The organism is Lutibacter agarilyticus, assembly GCF_900188235.1.
GTDB classification, from domain to species: Bacteria; Bacteroidota; Bacteroidia; order Flavobacteriales; family Flavobacteriaceae; genus Lutibacter; species Lutibacter agarilyticus.
In genome coordinates this window covers 340,098-361,904 of record NZ_FZNT01000003.1, presented here as the reverse complement: position 1 = coordinate 361,904, position 21,807 = coordinate 340,098, and the positions used below count along the sequence as shown (strand labels likewise).

General features: G+C 30.0%; 20 protein-coding genes and 1 tRNA gene. 14 read left to right on the top strand and 7 right to left on the bottom strand.

Annotated features, from left to right (window positions below):
• Positions 1 to 34 precede the first annotated feature (34 nt).
• The 4 genes from CHB67_RS06625 (at position 35) to CHB67_RS06610 (ending at position 4,877) form a co-directional block, all read left to right on the top strand.
• Entirely contained in the window at positions 35 to 970 is a 936-nt protein-coding gene (locus CHB67_RS06625) for a geranylgeranylglycerol-phosphate geranylgeranyltransferase (RefSeq protein WP_089380966.1), read from the top strand.
• Positions 971 to 1,028: 58 nt separating this feature from the next.
• Entirely contained in the window at positions 1,029 to 1,892 is an 864-nt protein-coding gene (locus CHB67_RS06620) for a pseudouridine synthase (protein ID WP_089380965.1), read from the top strand.
• A gap of 203 nt (positions 1,893 to 2,095) precedes the next feature.
• Positions 2,096 to 2,383, top strand: a complete 288-nt coding sequence (locus CHB67_RS06615; protein WP_089380964.1) for a hypothetical protein — start codon at positions 2,096 to 2,098, stop codon at positions 2,381 to 2,383.
• Positions 2,384 to 2,600: 217 nt separating this feature from the next.
• Entirely contained in the window at positions 2,601 to 4,877 is a 2,277-nt protein-coding gene (locus CHB67_RS06610; protein WP_089380963.1) for a hybrid sensor histidine kinase/response regulator, read from the top strand.
• A 289-nt stretch (positions 4,878 to 5,166) separates the two neighbouring features.
• On the opposite strand, the gene CHB67_RS06605 is transcribed toward CHB67_RS06610, so the two are convergent.
• Positions 5,167 to 5,239 (bottom strand) — tRNA-Phe (locus tag CHB67_RS06605).
• A gap of 98 nt (positions 5,240 to 5,337) precedes the next feature.
• Here CHB67_RS06605 and CHB67_RS06600 point away from each other — a divergent pair.
• From CHB67_RS06600 to CHB67_RS06570, 7 genes are all read left to right on the top strand, one after another.
• Positions 5,338 to 6,060, top strand: a complete 723-nt coding sequence (locus CHB67_RS06600; RefSeq protein WP_089380962.1) for a type III pantothenate kinase — start codon at positions 5,338 to 5,340, stop codon at positions 6,058 to 6,060.
• A gap of 3 nt (positions 6,061 to 6,063) precedes the next feature.
• Positions 6,064 to 7,350 (top strand): hypothetical protein, encoded by a 1,287-nt coding sequence (locus CHB67_RS06595; RefSeq protein WP_089380961.1) that lies wholly within the window; start codon positions 6,064 to 6,066, stop codon positions 7,348 to 7,350.
• A gap of 26 nt (positions 7,351 to 7,376) precedes the next feature.
• Entirely contained in the window at positions 7,377 to 8,663 is a 1,287-nt protein-coding gene (locus CHB67_RS06590) for a tetratricopeptide repeat protein (protein ID WP_141119687.1), read from the top strand.
• A gap of 91 nt (positions 8,664 to 8,754) precedes the next feature.
• A complete protein-coding gene (lptC, locus tag CHB67_RS06585; RefSeq protein WP_089380959.1) occupies positions 8,755 to 9,315 on the top strand; it encodes an LPS export ABC transporter periplasmic protein LptC in 561 nt (186 codons plus the stop codon).
• A 2-nt stretch (positions 9,316 to 9,317) separates the two neighbouring features.
• A complete protein-coding gene (locus tag CHB67_RS06580; protein WP_089380958.1) occupies positions 9,318 to 9,506 on the top strand; it encodes a hypothetical protein in 189 nt (62 codons plus the stop codon).
• A 3-nt stretch (positions 9,507 to 9,509) separates the two neighbouring features.
• Entirely contained in the window at positions 9,510 to 10,775 is a 1,266-nt protein-coding gene (locus tag CHB67_RS06575) for a hemolysin family protein (protein WP_089380957.1), read from the top strand.
• Between the two features lie 114 nt (positions 10,776 to 10,889).
• Positions 10,890 to 13,052, top strand: a complete 2,163-nt coding sequence (locus CHB67_RS06570) for a peptidylprolyl isomerase (protein WP_089380956.1) — start codon at positions 10,890 to 10,892, stop codon at positions 13,050 to 13,052.
• A 219-nt stretch (positions 13,053 to 13,271) separates the two neighbouring features.
• Here the strand turns inward: CHB67_RS06570 and rho are convergent, their stop codons facing one another.
• Positions 13,272 to 14,996, bottom strand: coding sequence for a transcription termination factor Rho (gene rho, locus CHB67_RS06560; protein WP_089380955.1), 1,725 nt, complete (start codon positions 14,994 to 14,996; stop codon positions 13,272 to 13,274).
• A gap of 221 nt (positions 14,997 to 15,217) precedes the next feature.
• Between rho and CHB67_RS06555 the strand changes: the two genes are divergently transcribed.
• Complete coding sequence (locus tag CHB67_RS06555; protein WP_089380954.1) at positions 15,218 to 15,652, top strand: DUF4293 domain-containing protein; 435 nt, start codon at positions 15,218 to 15,220, stop codon at positions 15,650 to 15,652.
• A gap of 74 nt (positions 15,653 to 15,726) precedes the next feature.
• On the opposite strand, the gene CHB67_RS06550 is transcribed toward CHB67_RS06555, so the two are convergent.
• Positions 15,727 to 16,221, bottom strand: a complete 495-nt coding sequence (locus CHB67_RS06550) for a metallophosphoesterase family protein (protein ID WP_089380953.1) — start codon at positions 16,219 to 16,221, stop codon at positions 15,727 to 15,729.
• 67 nt (positions 16,222 to 16,288) lie between these two features.
• Here CHB67_RS06550 and truA point away from each other — a divergent pair, with 67 nt between their 5' ends.
• Both truA and CHB67_RS06540 read left to right on the top strand, forming a co-directional pair.
• Positions 16,289 to 17,041 carry a tRNA pseudouridine(38-40) synthase TruA gene (truA, locus tag CHB67_RS06545; protein ID WP_089380952.1) on the top strand — a complete coding sequence of 251 codons (753 nt, stop codon included), beginning with the start codon at positions 16,289 to 16,291 and terminating at the stop codon, positions 17,039 to 17,041.
• Complete coding sequence (locus tag CHB67_RS06540; RefSeq protein ID WP_089380951.1) at positions 17,034 to 18,797, top strand: ABC transporter ATP-binding protein; 1,764 nt, start codon at positions 17,034 to 17,036, stop codon at positions 18,795 to 18,797. The genes truA and CHB67_RS06540 overlap by 8 nt, the downstream gene beginning before the upstream one ends.
• Before the next feature lie 6 nt (positions 18,798 to 18,803).
• On the opposite strand, the gene cdaA is transcribed toward CHB67_RS06540, so the two are convergent.
• Genes cdaA through CHB67_RS06520 form a run of 4 tightly spaced genes read right to left on the bottom strand, consistent with a single transcriptional unit; the run spans position 18,804 to position 21,747 of the window.
• A complete protein-coding gene (gene cdaA, locus CHB67_RS06535) occupies positions 18,804 to 19,577 on the bottom strand; it encodes a diadenylate cyclase CdaA (protein WP_089380950.1) in 774 nt (257 codons plus the stop codon).
• 46 nt (positions 19,578 to 19,623) lie between these two features.
• Positions 19,624 to 20,334: a hypothetical protein gene (locus CHB67_RS06530; RefSeq protein ID WP_089380949.1), complete on the bottom strand. Its 711-nt coding sequence runs from the start codon at positions 20,332 to 20,334 to the stop codon at positions 19,624 to 19,626.
• Between the two features lie 4 nt (positions 20,335 to 20,338).
• Positions 20,339 to 21,166, bottom strand: coding sequence for a dihydropteroate synthase (folP, locus tag CHB67_RS06525; RefSeq protein WP_245813439.1), 828 nt, complete (start codon positions 21,164 to 21,166; stop codon positions 20,339 to 20,341).
• A complete protein-coding gene (locus tag CHB67_RS06520; protein WP_089380948.1) occupies positions 21,166 to 21,747 on the bottom strand; it encodes an LOG family protein in 582 nt (193 codons plus the stop codon). Before CHB67_RS06520 ends, folP begins: the two co-directional genes overlap by 1 nt.
• Positions 21,748 to 21,807 lie beyond the last annotated feature (60 nt).

Sequence of the window (21,807 nt, the reverse complement as noted above, 5' to 3'; positions counted from 1 at the left end):
AGGTTCATTTTCTTTAGAACTTTCACTCTTTTAAATGGATTTATTAGAAATTTCCAAAAAAAACTCAAAGAAACCAAAACCTCTTTATATAAAAATATTGAGCTTGTTTTCTGTGGTACGTGGTTATAATATTTTGTTGATTGTTATTGCGCAATATTTAGCGGCTGTTTTTATTTTTTCGCCTGAACAAACGTTAAAACAGGTGTTGTTTGATCCTAACTTGTATTTTATTGTATTGGCAACTATTTGTGTAATAGCTTCGGGCTATATTATCAATAATTTTTATGATGCGGAAACCGATAGTATAAATAAGCCTATTAAATCTAAAATAGATAATATTGTAGATCAAAAAACGAAGTTAAAAATTTATTTTTTACTGAATTTTATAGGAGTACTTATTGCTTTTTTAGTTTCTTGGAGAGCAGCACTTTTTTTTGCAATTTACATTTTTCTAATTTGGTTGTATTCACACAAACTAAAAAGATACCCTTTAGCCGGACTATTATCTGCAGCTGTTTTAGCTATTTTACCATTTTTTGCCATATTTGTGTATTATAAAAACTTTTCTGAAATTATTTTTACACATGCGGCCTTTTTATTCTTCATTTTATTAATTAGAGAGTTGGTAAAAGATTTGGTGAATTTAAAAGGGAATTTTGCACAAAATTACCAAACAATAGCAGTAAAATATGGAGAACATTTTACAAAAATATTAATATCAGTATTGGTAGTTTTAACCTTAAATCCAATTTACTTTTTAATGCAGTATCCTGAAATTGGCGATATGAAATATTACTTTTATACCGTATTTGTTGTGTTGCTTATTTTTTTAGGATTGCTGTGGTTTTATAAAAACAAACGAAATTATGGAATGCTTCACATACTGCTAAAATTATTAATTGTTGCAGGGGTATTTAGCTTAGCGTTAATAGATTATTCAATTATAATAAATAGAATTTTGTTAAAATAAGGTCTTAATTATCAATTGTTAAAAGAATTAGAATTACTTTTGCAAAAAATTAAGAATAATGAATTCAAATAGAAACTCGTCGGGAGGACGACAACCAGGAAAAAAGAAACCTCAAACTACTTTTAAAAGAAAGTTTGATAATAAAAAGAAATTCTCAAGCGATACGCGTGAAAAACCTTCACCAAAACCACAAAAAACTTCTGATCCAGAAGTAGATGGAATCCGTTTAAACAAATACATTTCAAATTCAGGAATATGTTCACGTCGCGAAGCTGATGTATACATTGCTGCTGGTAGTGCTGCCGTAAATGGTAAAATTATAACTGAAATGGGTTATAAAGTAAAAGTAACTGATGAGGTTAGATTTGATGGTTCGCTGATTAGTCCTGAAAAAAAACGATACGTATTGTTGAATAAACCAAAGAATTTTATTACAACAATGGATGATGATCGTGGACGTAAAACAGTCATGGAACTTGTTGGTGCTGCTTCAAAAGAACGTATTTACCCAGTAGGAAGGTTAGATAGAAATACAACAGGTTTATTGTTGTTTACCAATGATGGTGAAATGGCAAAAAAATTAACCCATCCAAAACATAACATTCAAAAATTATATCATGCTAGTTTAGATAAAAAATTAGCGATGAGCGATTTAAATAAAATTGCTGAAGGATTTATGTTAGATGATAAACGTGTGTTGGTAGATGAGATTTCTTATATTGTTAATCAGCCTAAAAGCGAAGTTGGAGTAAAAATTCATTCAGGAAGAAATAGAATTGTTCGTAGAATTTTTGAACACTTTAATTATAGTGTTGTAAAGTTAGATCGTGTAGTTTTTGCAGGTTTAACTAAAAAAGACTTGCCAAGAGGTCACTGGAGGCATTTAACTGAAATGGAAGTAAACAATTTAAAAATGTTATAATATTTTTTAAAATATTTTATTTAAAGCCAAGAGAAATCTTGGCTTTAAATTTTTAAACAACTGTTGTTTAGGTGGTTAAAAAAAAGTTATTTATAATCAACAATTTATTTTTTGGTAAAATTATTTTTATATATTTGAAAAAATCATTTCTAGTAAATTGAGATGAAATTAAAGATAATTGTATAATTTATAACTGTTTTATTTTGAAGCGAGTAATAGTTGATTATAAAAAGCTAACACCAGAAATATTAAATTTATTGGTTGAAAAATTCCCTGACGGGTACGGGATACGGGATGTTATTCACTTTACAAACCCAAAAGGGCAGTATGTTGATGCAGTAGAGGTTAAAACAGAGGATACCATATATTTGGTTAAAATTAGTGATGAATTGGTTGATAGTATGGAAAGTCATGACGAAGACTCAATTGTACCTGATATTGTTGAAGAAATTGATTTAGGTGAAGTAGATTTAGATGATGATGATAAATAATTCTATCATCTAAATTAAAAAAGCTGCAAGTATTTTTACTTGCAGCTTTTTTAATTTAATGAAATTACTACATGAAATTCTCGGTTGTTTTAAGAAGGTTTATTTGAAGAATAAACGTTCATTCCTTTCAAAATAAAGTTTAATCATAAAATAAATATGAAAGATGTTACCTTTTATAAGATTATTTAACTAAATTTAAGTTGTTTATTTTCCTAATATGAAAGATTTCTTTAATTATGCTACCCCTGTTGTATATTGGGTTTTAATAATTGTTTGGGCGGCTGTATTTATATTTTATATAGTTAAAATTAGAGCCTTAAAAGAGTATGGTAAATTGTTTAAATTACTGTTAGTGATTTTAGCTATTGACGCTTTTAGATCCTTTTTTGAGAGTGTGTATTTTGGTGCTTGGTATACTTCATATTCAGGTCTTCTTCCAATAAGTGTTTTTAATTTTCTAGGTGATCCAAAAATTGTTTTTATCCCAAAAATTATTAATTTAATAGTTGTCTTGTTGATATTATTTTTAATTGTAAAAAAATGGTTTGTTTATGAAATTGATGAGATTAATAAAATAAAGGGAAGAGTAGATTCTCAGGAGCTTGAAATTAATAAATTAAAAGTAGCAGTTGAGCAAAGTGGTAACTCCATTGTTATTACTGATACTGATGGTAATATAGAATATACTAACCCTAAATTTAGTGAAATAACAGGCTATTCTGCACAAGAAGCGTTGGGTGTTAACCCAAGAATTTTGAATTCCGGTAGACAAGATGCATCATTTTATAAAGAAATGTGGGAAACCATTTCTAATGGTGGAGTATGGTCTGGTGAGCTAATAAATAAAAGTAAAGAAGGGAAAATATTTTGGGAGCAAGCCACAATTTCACCTGTAAAAAATGAAGAATGTAAAATTATAAGTTATTTAGCAATTAAAGAGGATATTTCATCAAAAAAAATGAATGAAGAAATGCTGAGTGAGCAAAAGCTATTGTTTGAAGTAATGTTTAACTCACTAACAGATGCTATAGTGATAACCGATAAGAATCGCAATATAGTTTTAGCAAATAAGGGTGTTGAAAATACATTTGGTTATTTGCCAAGTGAAGTAATGGGGGAAAACACCTCTATATTTTATGCGAGCATTGAGGATTATAAATCGAAAGGAGAAAAGGTTTTTTCTGAAGCTCTTAAGGCTAATAATGAGTTTTATATAGTTAATTACAAAAATAAAAACAATCAAATATTTGCTGGTGAAACTTTTGGAACCAAACTTTTAAATACAAGAGGAGAGTGGATTGGGAATCTTGGTATTATGAGAAATGTTAATGAGCGTTTAAATTTTATTGAAGAAATTAAAAAAGCAAAAGAACAAGCGGAATATAGTAACTTATTGAAAACAGAGTTTTTAAATAATATGTCACATGAAATTCGAACCCCAATGAATGGTATTTTAGGGTTTTCAGATATGTTAAGTGACCCCAATTTAAGTAGTGAAAAAAGAAATAGTTTTGTAAATATAATACAAAATAGTGGTAAGCAATTATTGCACATTATTGATGATATTCTTGAAATATCTAGTTTAGATACACGTCAAGTAAAAGTGTTTAAAGAAGAAGTTTGTTTAAATGACTTATTAATGGAAATCTTTTCAATTTTTGAATTGAAAGCAAAAGAAAACAAAATACCTATTTATTTAAAGAAAGGACTTTCTGATAGAAAAAGTACAGTGCATACAGATACTTCAAAACTGAATAAAATAATAACAAATCTGGTTGAAAACGCCTTAAAATATACAAACGAAGGTTTTGTAGAATTTGGTTACGAAGTTAATGATGGTAAAATTGAAATGTATATAAAAGATACTGGAATTGGGATTGAAGAATGTAACCATGAATCTATTTTTGAGCGTTTCTCTCAGGTTGAAAAAGATTTAACTAAAAAAACAGGAGGATTAGGTCTTGGATTGTCAATAGTAAAAGAGAATGTAGAATTATTAGGAGGTCAAATAAAATTAAATTCAAGCAAAGAAAGTGGCTCTACTTTTTTTGTGGTTCTTCCATATAATCCTGTATATATTAATGATGTAGAAGTTGATGCAAAGAATATACCAATGTTTTTAATGGTAGAAGATGAAGAGGTTAATGCATTGTATTTAGAAGCTTTATTAGAGCAAAAGTATAGTTTAGGGTGTGTTATACAGCATGCGAAAAATGGAGAAGAAGCTGTTCAGTTATTTAAAAATAACTCAGATTTTGATATGGTGTTAATGGATTTAAAAATGCCAATAATGGATGGTTATGAAGCTACAAAGCTAATAAAAGAGTTAAATTCAGAGATTCCAGTTCTAGCTTTAACAGCTTACTCTACGAATGAGCAAAAAGATAATGCAAAATTAGTTGGGTGTGATGATTTTATTTCAAAACCAATAAGCAGTGAGCGTTTAAATACGGTGTTAGATGGTTATTTGAAAATGAAATACCCAAATTCCTAAAATAAAGTTAAGCCTAAAATGATTAAGCCCGTAGATTTTTCTTTGGGTTATAGTTTTTGATCTTTAAAAAAAGAAGCATTACTTCTTCTTTTAAAGCACTTAACTAAATCGAAGGGGTTAATTAACAATTTTGGAAGGTTAACTATATTAGTTTTAAATAATTATTATTAAAGGTTCTTTATTCTAAAAAATCTAAATATTATTTCAATTAACTCTCTAAATCAGCTTTTTAGCTATATGTTTTAAGATAAAAAAACCCTATAAAAATTACGTTTATAGGGTTTTTAAGTGGTACCTCCAGGAATCGAACCAGGGACACAAGGATTTTCAGTCCTTTGCTCTACCAACTGAGCTAAGGTACCATTGCCTTAGCGGTTGCAAATATACATTCATTTTTTAGATTAATCCAAACAATTTTAAAAAAATCTGTTGTATTTTTATAGCTTGAAAAAAAAAGGAAATGAACTTAATTATTGATGTTGGGAATACGAGAGTTAAAATGGCTGTTTATAAAAATAGTGAATTAATTCATAATGAAATATTTACACACGTAAACATTGCTGGTAATGCACTAAGTATTGCTGAAAAATTTAACTGCGTTGCTGCAATAATTTCTTTTGTAGGTGCAGTAAAAAAAAGTGAAATTATTGAGTTGAAATCTAAAATTAAGCTAATAATCTTGAATTCTAACACAAAAATCCCTTTCAAAAACGAATATGCTAGTCCAAAAACGTTAGGTGTAGACAGAATTGCATTGGTTTCATCTGCTGTAAAAAACTATCCAAATAAAAACGTTTTAATTATTGATGCAGGTACTTGTATTACGTATGATTATGTAAATGCTAAAACTGAATATTTTGGAGGTGGAATTTCTCCTGGAATTCGTATGCGTTATAAGGCTTTGAATGTTTTTACTGAAAAATTACCTATACTAGAACCTCAATTTCCAGTTAAATTGATAGGAGATTCAACAGTTAACAGTATACATTCGGGTGTAATAAACGGTGTTATAAGTGAAATTGATGGAACAATAAATCAGTATAAAGAAAAAAATCAAGATTTAACAGTAGTTTTAACAGGTGGAGACGTTAAATTCTTGGCAAATAGATTAAAAAATAGCATATTTGCCAATCCAAATTTTTTATTGGATGGATTGAACAGGATTTTGACCTATAATTTATAATAAATGATTAAAAAAATAATAGTTGTAATTATAACGCTATTTATATCTGCAAGTAGTTTTTCTCAAATAAATAACACTTCAGTTTACTCTTTTTTTGGTATTGGCGATAAAAATAATTCGGCAACCTCAGAGCAATTAAGTATGGCAGGAGTAGGTGTTGCTTTAGGAGAATCACATCGAATAAATTTATCAAATCCAGCTGCAAATGCAGCTTTACAATTCACAAACTACACTTTAGGTTTGGTAAGTAAAAATTCGTGGGCTAAGCAAAATGGAGAAACTCAAAGTGCTGCAGCAACCTATCTTTCATATATGGCTATGGGATTTAATGTAGGAGAAAAAGGAGGTGTTTCATTTGGATTACTTCCAAATACTTCAGTTGGTTATAATTTATTGTCTATAAACTATGATGATGATGGAAATATACTTGATGTAAGTTCTTTTAAAGGTGAAGGAGGAACAAGTAGAGTGTTTTTAGGTTTTGGTTACTCACCTGTAAAAGGATTAAATTTAGGCTTGCAAGGAGATTATGTTTTTGGGAAAATAACAAATAGTATAGTAAATAAAGTAGTAGATGCTACACTTGCTACTAAATATGAAACCATTTCTAATATTTCGGGGTTTAAATTAAATGCAGGTTTTCAATATACAACTAAAATAAGCGATTTTACGCAAGTATACGCTGGGGGTAGTTTTATTTTAGGAAACGATATTGAAGCTAAAGAAAAGGAATACTTATACACTGTAAATCCATTATCTACCAGTATAGCTAAAGACACTATTTTAAATAATACGAATTTCAGTAATTTTAAAAATCCATTAAAATCTACAGTTGGTGTTGGTGTAGGAAGAGATAATAAGTGGTATGCAGGTGTAGATTATTCATTTCAAAAAGCAGCTGAATTTAGAGGAAGTATATATAATAGTCCAAATGTGCAGTTCTCAGATTATAGCAAATTTGCTGTAGGAGGATTTTATACGCCAAAATACAATTCAATATTAAGTTACTGGAATAGAGTTACATATAGGGCTGGTTTTTATATGGAAAACTCAGGTTTAATGATTGATGGTGAAAAGAATGGAAATAATTTTGAGGAAGTAAACAATATTGGCATATCTTTTGGTGTAGGCTTACCAGTAGGTAAACAACAACTATCAAATTTGAATTTTGGATTTGAATTTGGAAAAAGAGGAAAAACAGAAAGTAACTTAGTACAAGAGAATTTTATAAATTTTAGAATGAGTTTATCTCTTAATGATAAATGGTTTCAAAAAAGACAAATTAATTAATCTAACAAAATAGGACGATGAAAAACATGAAGCAAATTTTTACTTTTTTATTTTTTATTGCAACAGCTCCAATTGTTTTTTCACAAGCGGCTGATGAATGTAATATTAAATACAATTTATTTAAAGGAGAATACAAAGCAAAGAAGTACGATCAAGCATTCGATAATTGGATGTGGTGTATGGACAACTGCCCAAAACTTTCTGTAAATATTTACAAATATGGAGCAGTTATTGCTAAAAATAAATTTAGTAAAGCATCACCTGCAGAAAAAGAACTAGGAAAGCAACTTGTAAAAAGGGTGTATATGCAGCGTTTAGATCATTTCCCTTCAGATAAAGCGAAAGTATTTAGTGATTTAGCTACTTTTATGGCAAGTAATGGTGCGCCTGAGGAAGAAATATTTAATTTATTACAACAAGCTTTTGAAATAAATCCTACAGATATGTCTGGAAAAAACATTCTAAGATATTTTGATGGAGTTATGGATAGAAATAAAGAAACAAATCCTCAATTAGTTTTTGATACTTATGATGAAGTAATTGAAGGTGTTGAATTAAAAAGAACATCATATTTCAAAAGAATTGATGGTATTAATGCTAAAGATTCTTTAACATTAAGTGCTAAAGACAAGAAGAACAGAGGTATATATCAACAAAACTTAACGGCTTTAGAGCAAATTGAATCTGGTTTAGATAGTAGATTATCTGCAATTTCAACTTGTGAAAACTTAATTCCTTTAAACAAAAAGAATTTTGATAGTAACAAAAATGATCCTGTTTGGTTAAGAAGAGCAGTATCAAGAATGTTTAATAAAGAATGTACAGATGATCCTTTTTACGATACTTTGGTTGAAGCTTATGTAAAAGCTGATCCATCACCTCAAGCATCAGTTTTCTATGCAGGTATTTTAATGAAAAATGGCGAAACGACTAAAGCTACAGAGTACTTTAAGCAAGCTGTTGAGCAAGAACAAGATCCTTATAAAAAATCGGGTTATTTATTAAAGGTGGCTCAAAATAGAATGAAAAAAGGAGCAAAATCTGAAGCAAGATCATTATGCTATGAAGCGTTAAAGTACGCTCCAAGTAACGGTAAAGCATATTTATTAATAGCAAGTATGTATGCATCAAGTGCAAACTCTTGTGGAACTGATGTGGTTTCAAAAAGAATGGTTTATGTTGCTGCAGTTAATAAAGCAAAAAGAGCCAAAGCTGTTGATCCTAGTATTTCAAGTATGGCTAATAAATATATAAAAGCTTATGCTGATAATGTGCCAACTAAAAAAGATTTATTTGTAGCAGGGATTGCTTGAGGTTCTAAACATAAAATTGGATGTTGGATTAATGAAACAGTTACTGTTCCTTAAATTAGAATTAAAATATTATAATTGATATATTTGTTGAATGACAAAATCAGTTGTTAATAAAATAAAAAACATTGTTGTTGTATTGTCAATAGCAATGTTTTTTTCATGTACAAATAGTGCTAAAGAAGTGAGAGATTTTTTGGCAGATAAAAATTTGCCTATAGGTGAGTCTTTCAATGTTGTGCATAAACATACCGACTCAGGAAGAATAGATGTTAAAATGAAGGCGCCATTAATGCTCGATTTTAGCAATCGTGAAAATCATCCTTATACAGAATTTCCTAACGGAATTAAAATTACTACCATTGAAGTAAATGGTGATTCTACCACAATTCAAGGTGATTATGCAAAAAGTTATAAGAAAACAGAAGTTTCAGAAATAAAAAATAATGTAGTAATTATAAATCATTCACAAAAAAATAAATTACTTACCAATCAAATTTATTGGGATCAAAAAACACATTATTTTTTCACAGAAGAAAAATTTGCATTTTATACAGCTAGCGATACTATTTACGGAACAGGTTTTGAAGCCTCAGAAGATTTAGATAAATGGTGGGTTAAAAACCAAACAGGAGTTATAACTATAAAAGAATAAGAATGAATAGAGCATCAAAAATATTTGAATTTGGATACTTAATAGTAGCAGTAATATTTTTAGTAGAAACCTTTTTAAATTGGAGTGAAAAAAGAGAGTCTGCGTATATGATGCTTCTTTTTGCAGTTTTGGCAATTTTTATGTATTTTTTCAGAAAGCGTTTTAGGAAAAAAATGGAAAACAAAAATTAGTAAATGGAAATTCAAATTGTAGTTATATTCGTTTCAATACTATTGTCAGCCTTTTTTTCAGGGATGGAAATTGCATATGTATCTGCAAATAAATTTCAAATTGAATTAGAGAAAAAAAAAGAAGGGTTTATAGCTAGAATTCTTACCAAATTAACTTCCAAATCATCTAAGTTTATTACAACAATGCTGGTTGGTAATAATATTGCATTGGTGGTTTATAGTTTTTTTATGGGTAAATTAATAATTGATTTTTTACCTACTGAAACATTAAATGAATTTACTGTTTTATTCATTCAAACTATTATTTCAACCCTATTAATTTTAGTCACTGCAGAGTTTCTCCCAAAAGCATTATTTAGAGTTTATGCAAATGAAACCTTAGTGATTTTTGCACCTTTCGCCTATTTTTTTTATATTATTTTCCACTTCATTTCCGACTTTATTACTGGAATATCAGACTTTTTCTTAAAGCGTTTTTTTAATTCAGCAACTGATGTGGTGCAAACCGAGTTTAGTAAAGCAGAGTTAGGGAATTATATTATTCAACAGCTTGAAAATGCAAAAGATAGTGAAGAGGTAGACAGTGAAATCCAAATTTTTCAAAATGCATTAGAGTTTGATAATTTGAAATCTAGAGAAATTATGATTCCTAGAACTGAGGTTGTTGCGGTTGAAATTAACGAACGAATTTATAATTTAAAAAAATTATTTATTGACACTGGCTATTCAAAAATTTTGGTATATCGAGGTTCTTTAGATGATGTTGTGGGGTATGCACACGCTTTTGAAATGTTTAAAAGGCCTAAAAATATTAAATCTATGTTATTGCCGGTTGAATATGTGCCTGAAAGTATGCTAATTAATAATGTGCTTAATATTTTAATTAAGAAAAAAAGAAGCATCAGTGTTGTGTTAGACGAGTTTGGAGGAACTTCTGGAATTATTACAATTGAAGATATTGTAGAGGAACTTTTTGGTGAAATTATTGATGAACATGATACGGTTGAGTTATTAGAAAAATCTATAAATGAAAGAGAATTTGAACTCTCAGCTCGTTTAGAAGTAGATTATTTAAACGAAACCTATGATCTAAATTTAGAAGAAAATGAAGCTTACGAAACCTTAGGCGGATTTATAGTATATCACAATGAAGACATTCCAAAAGAAGATGAAATTATAGAAATTAACAATCTTTATTTTAAAATGTTAAAGGTTGATTCTTCAAAAATAATGGAAGTGTATTTAAAAGTTTTAGATACCGAAGATTAATACTTTTCATTCCATAAAAATCTCACTAATATTACAGTTAATATTAATCAATTCACTTTTATAATTGAATACTAAATTGTATTTTCGCACACTGTAATTAAACTAAATATAATAATGGCAATTTTATCAAAAATTAGAGATCGTTCAATGTTCTTAATCCTAATTGTAGGTTTAGCGCTTTTTGCGTTTGTATTGGATCCAAGCTCTATTCAAAATTTTTTTAGTGCTAGTAAAGTAAATTCAATTGGAGCCGTAAATGGTGAAGAAATTGATCGTGAAGAATTTGCTCGTCAGGTTGAAGCTTATAGAGCCCAAAGTGGTGGTAGAGCAACTCAAATTCAGGCGGTAAATACGGTATGGAATACATTTATTGGTGAAAAAATATTTAAAACTCAGCTTGAAGAAGCTGGAATTGTTGTAGGTGAAAAAGATATTTGGGATGCTATGGTAGCATTGCCAGAAATTCAAAATTCGCCTATGTTCAAAAATCAAGCAAACCTGTTTGATGAAGAAAAATTGAAAGAATATATAGCAAATTTAAAAGACGAAGCTGAAGCAGGTAATCCTGAAGCTTGGTACAATTGGTTAAATACTGAAAAAAGTATCAAACAAAATCTAGAGCGCCAAGCATATACTTCTTTGGTAACAGCTGGTCTTGGAGCTTCATTAGAAGAAGGTAAAGAAAATTACTTATTCAACAATACAAGCATAACAGGTCAGTTTGTGTATGTACCTTATGTTTCAATTCCTGATAGTATTGCAGAAGTTACTATTGGTGATATTAAAAAATATGTAGCTAGCAACACAAAAAAATACAAACCTGAAGCTACACGTTCTTTAGAGTATGTGAAATTTGATATTGTACCTTCATTAGCAGATGATCAGGCTGTAAAAGCTGTTGTTGAAAGCTATATTAACGATAGAGAAGAATATAGTAATGCAGCAAAAGCTACCGTAAAAATTGCAGGTTTAAAAAATGCAACTAACTACGAAGAGTTTTTAAATGATAACAAATCTGATTTAGCCATTGATAACGGTTACAAATACAGAAGTCAAGTTCCATCAAATATTTCTGAAGCTGTTTTTAACGCTGAAATAGGAGATGTTATTGGTGCTTATAAAGAAAATGGTTATTATAAAATTTCAAAATTAGTTGAAGTTTTACAATTACCTGATTCTGTAAAATCAAGTCATATTATTGTTCCTTATGCTGGTTCTACAAGATCTACTTCATTAAAAACAAAAGAAGAAGCTAAGAAAACAGCCGATAGTATTTTTAACTTAGTTAAAAATAACAAAGCTAAGTTTATTGAAGTTGCTGACGAAATTAATTCTGACGGAACAAAAGGTAAAGGTGGAGATATTGGTTGGATTCGTAAAGACCAAGCTTTCAGCCCTGGTTTCGATAAAGATTTTGCTGATTTTATTTATAAAAATAGAGTAGGAAGCATTCAAGTTGTTGAAACGGCTTTTGGATTTCATATTATTAAAATTGAAGAGCAAACTAAAGCTGAAAAGGCGGTTAAATTAGCAACGTATGCACGTTTAATTGAAGCTTCAGAAGAAACAGAAAATAATATTTTTGAACAAGCTGAAACTTTAGCTGCTGCTATTGCTGAAGGAAAATCCTTAGAAGATGTTGCTGCTGAAAAGGGTTACAACTTAAAATCTGCTTTAAATTTAAAAGCTTTAGATGAGGAAGTTCCAGGATTAACTAGCCAACGTCAAATTGTAACTTGGGCATTTAATGCTGAAAGAAATGTAGGAGACTACAAGCGTTTTGATATTGATGTTAACGGAAATAGAGGGTATGCAGTTGTATATCTTTCTGAAAAAACGAGTAAAGATGAAGTTGCTATTAGCCCAGAAATTATTGCTGAAGTTCGTCCGTTATTAATGAACGAGAAAAAAGCCGAACTTATTCAAGATAAATTATCAGGTTCTACTTTAGAAGAAATTGCTGCTAGCGGAAATACTTCTGTTAGAAATGCTTCATCTATTAATTTAGGAAGTCCAATTATTACAGGTGTAGGTAACGAGCCTGCTGTTGTTGGAGCAATGTCTACAATTGAATTAGAAAAAATTTCTGAAATGATTAACGGTGTTAAAGGTATCTTCTTTGTGAAAGTTACAAAGCGTGATCTTCCTGTTGATATTGAAAATTATGAAACCTTTAGAAATACCATTGAAACTGGTGTAAAAGGACGAACTTATCAATTGTATCAAGTATTACAAGAAACTGCTGATATTGATGATAATAGAGCCACTTTCTTTTAAGAATCTTACGATATAAATTATAAAAAAATCCGAACATTTATGTTCGGATTTTTTTGTGCTTAGTTTTAAAAGCCAAAAGCCAAAAGCCAAAAGCCAAAAGCCAAAAGCCAAAAGCCAAAAGCCAAAAGCCAAAAGCCAAAAGCCAAAAGCCAAAAGCCAAAAAACCCAGCTCAATTTAATTGAGCTGGGTTTTTGTTTATAACTTATTTGAAAGGATTATTATCCGTTCATAGAGATTAAAAACTCTTCGTTTGAAGTGGTGTATTGAATTTTATCTTTAATAAACTCCATAGCTTCTACAGGGTTCATATCAGCTAAATACTTTCTTAATACCCATAAACGTTGTACGGTTTTAGGATCTAATAATAAATCGTCTCTACGAGTACTTGATTTTACTAAATCAATAGCAGGATAAATTCTACGATTGGCTATGTTTCTTTCTAATTGAAGTTCCATATTACCTGTTCCTTTGAACTCTTCAAAAATAACTTCATCCATTTTTGAACCAGTTTCAGTTAAAGCTGTAGCAATAATAGATAAAGACCCACCATTTTCAATGTTACGAGCCGCTCCAAAAAATCTTTTTGGCTTATGTAAAGCGTTTGCATCAATACCACCCGATAATATTTTACCTGATGCAGGTGCAACAGTGTTATAAGCTCTCGCCAAACGTGTAATAGAATCTAATAAAATTACTACATCGTGTCCACATTCAACCAAACGTTTCGCTTTTTCTAATACAATATTAGCTACTCTAACGTGCTTATCTGCAGGTTCATCAAATGTTGAAGCTACAACTTCACCTCTTACATTACGTTGCATATCAGTAACCTCTTCAGGTCTTTCATCAATTAACAAAATAATTTGATACACCTCAGGGTGGTTAGAAGCTATTGAATTCGCAATGTCTTTTAATAACATTGTTTTACCTGTTTTTGGCTGAGATACAATCATACCTCTTTGTCCTTTTCCAATAGGGCTAAATAAATCAATTATTCTTGTAGAAAGGGTGCTTGATTTACCTGCCAAATTGAATTTTTCCTGCGGAAATAAAGGTGTTAAATGTTCAAAAGAAACACGGTCTCTAACAACATTTGGATTCAATCCGTTAATTTTTGAAACACGTATTAAAGGAAAATATTTTTCACCCTCTTTAGGTGGTCTTATAACACCTTTAACAGTGTCTCCTGTTTTTAATCCAAATAATTTAATTTGTGATTGTGATAAGTAAATATCATCAGGAGAAGAAAGGTAGTTGTAATCAGATGAACGTAAAAAACCATATCCATCAGGCATCATTTCTAATACACCTTCACTTTCAATAATTCCATCAAATTCATAATCAGGATCTCTATAACGGTTGCCGCTATTAGTACGTTGTCCTTTATTATCTCTTTGTTGGTTACGTTGTTTATTTTGTTGGTTTTGTTTATTCTGTTGTGGTTGCTGCTTATTATTGTTTTCAGGCCTCTTTGGTTGAGGTTTCTTCGGTGTATTTTCAGTAGCAGTTTTGTCTTCACTACCTTTAGAGGTAACTTCAACAGTAGCTTTATCAGGTGTGCTGATATTTAATTTTGTTTGAACAGGCTTTTTTTCAACCGGCTGTACTGGCTTTTTTTGAACGGGCTGTACAGATTTTTTTTGAACTGGCTGTTTTGGCTGTGGTTTTTTTTCTTCAGGAGCTGCTGTAGTTGTTTGTTGTGGATCGGGAGTGTTTTCGGCTACTTTTGGCTTTGATACACGTTTGCGCTTTGGTTTAGGTTTTTGCTCACCTGTGGAAGGTGAAGGTTTTGTAACCTTTGAAGGAGCTGTTGCTTGGATATCTAAAATTAAATAAACTAAATCTAATTTTTTTAATTGACTGTATTTTTTTGCGCCAATATTTTTTGCAATTTCTTGCAATTCAACAAGAGTCTTCTCCTTTAATTGGGAAATTTCAAACATTATGTTATTGTGTAAAATTTGTTAATGTATATTATATATTTTCTTACGACTATACTAAGTTTTTTAGTGTAAATTAATCTAAGGGTGATTAAGTTGAAATGTTGTAGTATATGTATACCACTCTATTGTAGTACATTGCAAATATATAAAATTATTTTAGATAAGTTCTCTTTATATCTTTAAAAATAAAATGTATTTTTGCGATTCATTACAATAATTATATGATTCAAAGAATACAAACACTTTACCTATTAATTGCCACATTACTTTCGTCAGCGTTGGTTTTTGTGTTGAATTTATGGGTTGATGATGCCGGAGTTGAATTTTTTGCAATGGATGCTTTTGTTACAGATAATGTTTTACTAAAAACAATGTCTGTATTATTTTTTGTCTCGGCTGCTTGGACATTGATTGCTATTTTTAAATATAAAAATAGAAAATTACAATTTGTGTTGGGACGCTTATCAGTTTTGATCAATTTTATTTTATTAGGTATACTCGTATATTTTACGCAAAATTTATCTGGAGAAATTAACGTTTCTGAGAAAGGTATTGGGTTGCTTATTCCTGTTTTTACAATTGTTTTGGTAGTATTAGCTAACAAAGCAATTAAAAAGGATGAGGAACTTGTAAAATCTGTGGATAGATTACGATAGACCTAACATCTTAGTATATTTAGTGCAAGGAAAACCATTTTATTAATTTAAAATGGTTTTTTGCATTTCAAAGGTTATCTTTTTGCTAGTTCTATAATTTCTAAGTTTGAAATTTTGTCTTCATTTATTTCAAAACGCAACATAGTTCTTACTTTGTGAAAACCGTGTTTTCCTGCAGCTCCAGGATTCATATGAAGTAAATTTAATTTTTTATCAAATTGAACTTTTAAAATATGTGAATGGCCACTGATAAAAAGTAGTGGAGGTTTTTTTTGTATTTCTTCTTTAATTCTTGGATCATACTTGTTAGGATAACCACCAATATGAGTAATCCAAACCGAAACTTTTTCAATAGTAAATTTATTATTTAAAGGAAATTCACTTCTTACAATAGTATCGTCAATATTTCCAAATACAGCTCTAACAGGCTTCAGTTCTTTAATAGCATCAATAACTTCAATATTACCTATATCTCCTGCATGCCAAACTTCATCGGCTTGTTTTACAAATTTTAAAATTTGTGCATCAATATAGTTGTGCGTGTCTGATAATAATAAAATTTTTTTCATAGAAAAGTAAAATTCTTAACTCACAAATATGCTGTATATTTGCATCTGTACAAAAATAACATTTCAATTGAGATATTTTTTAGAAATAGCATATAAAGGCACAAGTTATCATGGTTGGCAGTGGCAACCAAATGCTATTTCAGTACAAGAATGTGTGAATAAGGCTATTTCAATAATATTGCGAACGCCAATAGATATTGTTGGAGCTGGTAGGACAGACACAGGTGTTCACGCTGCTCAAATTTTCGCCCATTTTAATGTTGAAGAGTCAATTAATGTTAACGAAGTTATTTATAAGGTAAATTCACTTTTACCAAATGATATTGTTGTGTTGAATATTTTTAATGTAGTTGATGATGCACACGCGCGTTTTACAGCCACAAGCAGAAGTTATGAATATAGAATTTATTTAGGAAGAAATCCTTTTAAATTAGAAACAACATGGCAGTTAAATAATAAAACGTTAAATATTGCTAAAATGAATGAAGCAGCTGAAATATTGCTACCTTACACTAATTTTAAATGTTTTTCACGTTCTAATACCAATGTTAAAACGTACAACTGTGATATAACGAAAGCTATTTGGAAGCAAGAAGGGAAGTCTTTAGTTTTTTATATTACCGCTGATCGTTTTTTAAGAAATATGGTGCGTGCTATAGTTGGAACATCAATAGATATTGGTTTAGGGAAGACTTCAATCAATGAGTTTAAACAAATAATAGAAAGTGAAAATAGGTGTAATGCAGGAACATCTGCGCCACCACAAGGGTTATTTTTAACGCAAGTAACTTATCCAAAAACAATTTTTATACATGAGTAAAAAAGTGACAGGAAAGGCTTTTGATGCAAAAATATTTAAACGACTAATGGGGTTTGCTAAGAACTACCGTTGGCAATTTTTTGTAGGTACGTTGTCAGCTATATTATTGTCGTTAGTTTCTGTAGCCAAGCCAATATTATTACAAGAAATTGTAAATAATTATTTTGAAAATAAAGATAAAGATGGGTTGTTGTATTTCTCGTTGTTGATGTGTGGTTTTTTGTTAGCTGAAGTTTTTTTACAATTCATATTTATATACAAAGTAAATTGGTTAGGCCAACATATTATTAAAGACATCCGTGTGAAATTGCAAAAACATATGTTGCAATTTAAAATGGCTTATTTTGATCAATCTTCAGTAGGTAAATTAGTGACTAGGTTGGTAAGTGATACGGAAACTATTGCGCAGTTTTTTGGAGGTGGTTTGTTTATGATTATCAGCGATTTTCTAAAAATGTTTGTGGTTGCTTTGGTAATGTTATGGATGAATTGGAAATTAGCTTTAATTGCTTTTATAATCCTTCCAATTTTAGTGTATGCTACAAAAGTTTTTCAAATTGCTATAAAGTCTGCTTTTCAAGATGTTCGGTCTCAGGTAGCAAATTTAAACGGCTTTGTTCAAGAGCGGGTTACAGGAATGAACATTGTACAGCTTTTTAATCGTGAAAAAATTGAATACGAGAATTTTGTAAAAATTAATGAGAAGCATAAAAAAGCGCATGTAAGAACAGTTTGGTATTATTCTATTTTCTTTCCAATTGCTGAAATATTGTCATCTATTGCTGTTGGATTGTTAGTTTGGTTTGGAGGTTTAGATGTGGTTAATAATGGAGGTACAAATGCTGGTGAAATTATTGCTTTTATTATGATGTCTCAAATGTTGTTTAGACCTTTAAGGCAAATTGCAGATAAATTCAATACACTTCAAATGGGAATGGTGGCAGGAGATCGTGTTTTTGAAATACTAGATACTGAAAGTCAGATAGCCAAAACAGGAAATGTTGAAGCAACGCATTTTGCCGGAGATATAAAGTTTAAAAAAGTGCATTTCAGCTATATTAAAGGTGAAGAAGTGTTGAAGGGAATTTCATTTAACGTAAAGGCTGGTGAAACTGTGGCCATTGTTGGTGCTACTGGAGCAGGGAAATCTACCATTATAAATTTGGTGAATCGTTTTTATGAAATTGATTCAGGAGAAATTTGTATAGACAATCATAATATTGAACAATATACATTGCCTTCATTAAGGAAAGAAATTGCGGTTGTACTACAAGATGTTTTCTTGTTCTCTGATTCAATATATAACAATATTGTATTGAGCAACAATGAAATTACTTTGGAGGAAGTTAAAAAAGCTGCTAAAGAAATAGGAATTCATGATTTTATTATGAGTTTACCTAATAACTATTTATATAATGTAAAAGAGCGTGGTGTTATGTTGTCTTCGGGTCAGCGACAGTTAATTGCTTTTTTACGTGCCTATGTTAGTAAGCCAAGTGTACTAATTTTAGATGAAGCAACATCATCTATTGATTCGTATTCAGAAAAATTAATTCAAAAAGCAACTGATAAAATAACTAAACATCAAACCTCAATTATTATCGCACATAGGTTAACAACGGTTAAAAAAGCGGATAAAATAATAGTCATGGATCAAGGTGGAATTGTTGAGCAAGGTTCGCATTTAGAGCTGTTGAAAAAAGATGGCTACTATAAAAACCTATACAATATGCAGTTTGCTAATGAAATTGCTTAAACGGTTTTAATTTAAGTCGTATCTGATTGTTTCAATCAATTCATTGTTATTTTTAAAAAACACAAATTCACCATCTTTTATATAAGACATTTTACCTGTTTCTTCAGAAACCACTAAGCAAAGTGCATCCGTTTTTTCTGTAATTCCAATGGCAGCTCTGTGTCTTAAACCAAATCTAGAAGGAAGGTGTTTGTTTGAAAGTGGTAACACAATTCGAGTTGCAATGATGAAATTTTCTTTAATAATCATAGCGCCATCATGTAGCGGACTATTTTTGTAAAAGATGCTCTCTAAAATAGGCTGGTTAATTTCGGCATTCATTTGGTCGCCAGTAGATTTTACAAAATCTAAGTTGTGTGTACGTTCCAATACAATTAATGCACCTGTTTTTGTTTTTGCCATAGCATCGCAAGCTTTTACCACAGCTTCAACATTCATTGTGGTGTGAATTTCTGTTTTCAAAAACTTTAGCTGTTTTAAAAAGTTGCGTCTGTTGGAAAAATTTGTAGAACCTAGCATTAATAAAAACTTCCGAACTTCAGGTTGAAATACAATAAGTACCGCTATAGCGCCTAATCCTAATAAAGTTCCAAGCAAGCCACTTAGCATTTTCATTTGCAAGGCTTCGGTAATTTTCCAAATTAAAACAATTAAGGTGATTCCAATAAAGATATTAATAGCAACTGTTCCTTTTAATAATTTGTACACATAATATAATAGTACAGCTACTAAAACAATGTCTAAGGCATCTAAAATAGAAAAGTCTAAAAAGTCGAGCATTCAAAAGGTTTTTGTAAAAGTATGAAAAAGATCACACACAAAGTAGTTATTCGCAATCGCAATCAGGAACTTTTGTTGGGTTAAAAATAAACTCTAAATTATTAATTAATAGGTGTGGTGCTTTTAAAGATGAAATCATTGTACTGTAATATAAATAATCTTGATACAGTAAATCTTCATTAAAATTTAAATGCAACATTGTTTGTTTTCCTTCCGAAGAAAAATCTATAAAATCAAGTAGTGTGTCTTTTAATTCACCTTTTTCCATTTTAGCATCATTAATCAAAGTGTTGTTTGGGTTGAAGGTAATGCTGATATTGTTGAATTTGTTATAAGTATCACTATTCGTTTTTAAATAGTATTTTGATAAAATACTGTCTGTTTTATATTCCGTAGCATCAAATTCAAAAAAAGTTAATTTTTTTGAAATCGTATCAGAGTAGCTAAAGTAGTTGTGCATACCTTCTTTTGAATGTACTCCGTTAGCATGTTTGTATTTTAATTTGGTTAAGGTTGGAATAATCGTTTTTAAAGATAGGCGTTTGTCAATATTATAAATCCAATGCGTGGTGCTTATGGTATTTTTTCGATTTACTTTTGCAATGGTGTCATTTCCTTTAACTTCAAAAAATAACCAAACCTGTGAGTGATTGTGAAGTTCTTGTAATCCTGAAATATTTAACGTAGGAATTTTTAATTCTTGTTTAGAACAACTTATTAAAAATAGTAAAGTTAAAAGTGGAAGTAATTTTTTCATTCAATTAATTATTTAATAGTTCAACTATTTTAATGGCTTGTGTTGCTTCTTTTACATCGTGTACACGTAAAATGTTTGTGCCATTTAGCAATGCAATTGTATTTGCCGAAGTTGTTGCGTTTAATGCTTCTTCTGCTGAAATGTTTAAAGGTTTGTTCAGCATTGATTTTCTTGAAATACCAACAAGCATTGGGACTTCTAAATTTTTAAATAATGGTAGGTTTTTTAAAAGTTCATAATTATGGTCTATGGTTTTTCCAAAGCCAAAGCCTACATCAATAATAATGTCATTTACGCCTAAAGCACGTAATTCTGAAATTTTAGTTGAAAAATAGTATAATACCTCTTGCGTTATATTTGTGTAAGTAGGATTGTTCTGCATATTTTGAGGTGAACCTTGCATATGCATAATAATATAAGGTACTTGTAATTTTGCGATGGTTGAAAACATTTCGGTATCCAAACTTCCTGCGGAAATGTCATTAATTATACAAGCGCCGTGTTTAATGCACTGTTCAGCAACAATACTTCGGAAGGTGTCTATTGAAATAATTATGTTAGGAAATTCTTTAACTAATAATTGAATTACGGGAACAATTCGGTTTAATTCTTCTTCTTCTGAAATGTGTTTAGCGCCTGGTCTTGATGAGTAAGCTCCAATATCAATAAAAGTAGCGCCATCAGTTAGCATTTTTTCAACCTGTGAAATAATAGCTTCTTCATTTGAATATTTGCCACCATCAAAAAAAGAATCGGGCGTAATATTTAAAATACCCATAACTTTTGGCGAAGAAAGATCAATTAATGTTCCGTTACAATTAATAGTGCTCATTATCTTACTACCTTATTAATTACCTTTGTCATTTCTGGTGCTTTATAGTTCATCATTTTTAAAACCAAGTCGTTAACACAATCGCTAACAATTAACATGTCTTTGTTTGATTGTTTTAAGTAACCTTCAATTACCATTACATCTAGTTGTTTTAACATATAGTTAAAAAATCCGTTGGTGTTTAATACTCCTACAGGTTTTTTTTCAATACCTAATTGGTTTAATGTTAGTGCTTCAAAAATTTCATCTAAGGTGCCAAATCCGCCGGGTAATGCGATGTAGCCATGTACCAATTTGCTTATTTTCACCTTGCGTTTGCTCATTGTTTTGGTAACAATCATTTGGGTAATGTTTTCGTGAGCAACTTCTTCTTTTCGTAACAAACCCGGAATTACACCAATAACTTCTCCTTTGTTTTCCAAAATAGTATCGGCAATTACGCCCATCATACCAATTTTTCCACCTCCATAAACCATTCCAATGTTATTTTTGGCAAAATGAAGCCCTAATTTTACCGCATCATTTTTATAAACTTCATTAAAACCTAAACTCGACCCGCAAAAAACAGCAATATTTTTCATTAATAGATAATTGATTTTTTAATTCGTTAAATTTGTTCGAAATTTACGGAAATAATTAAT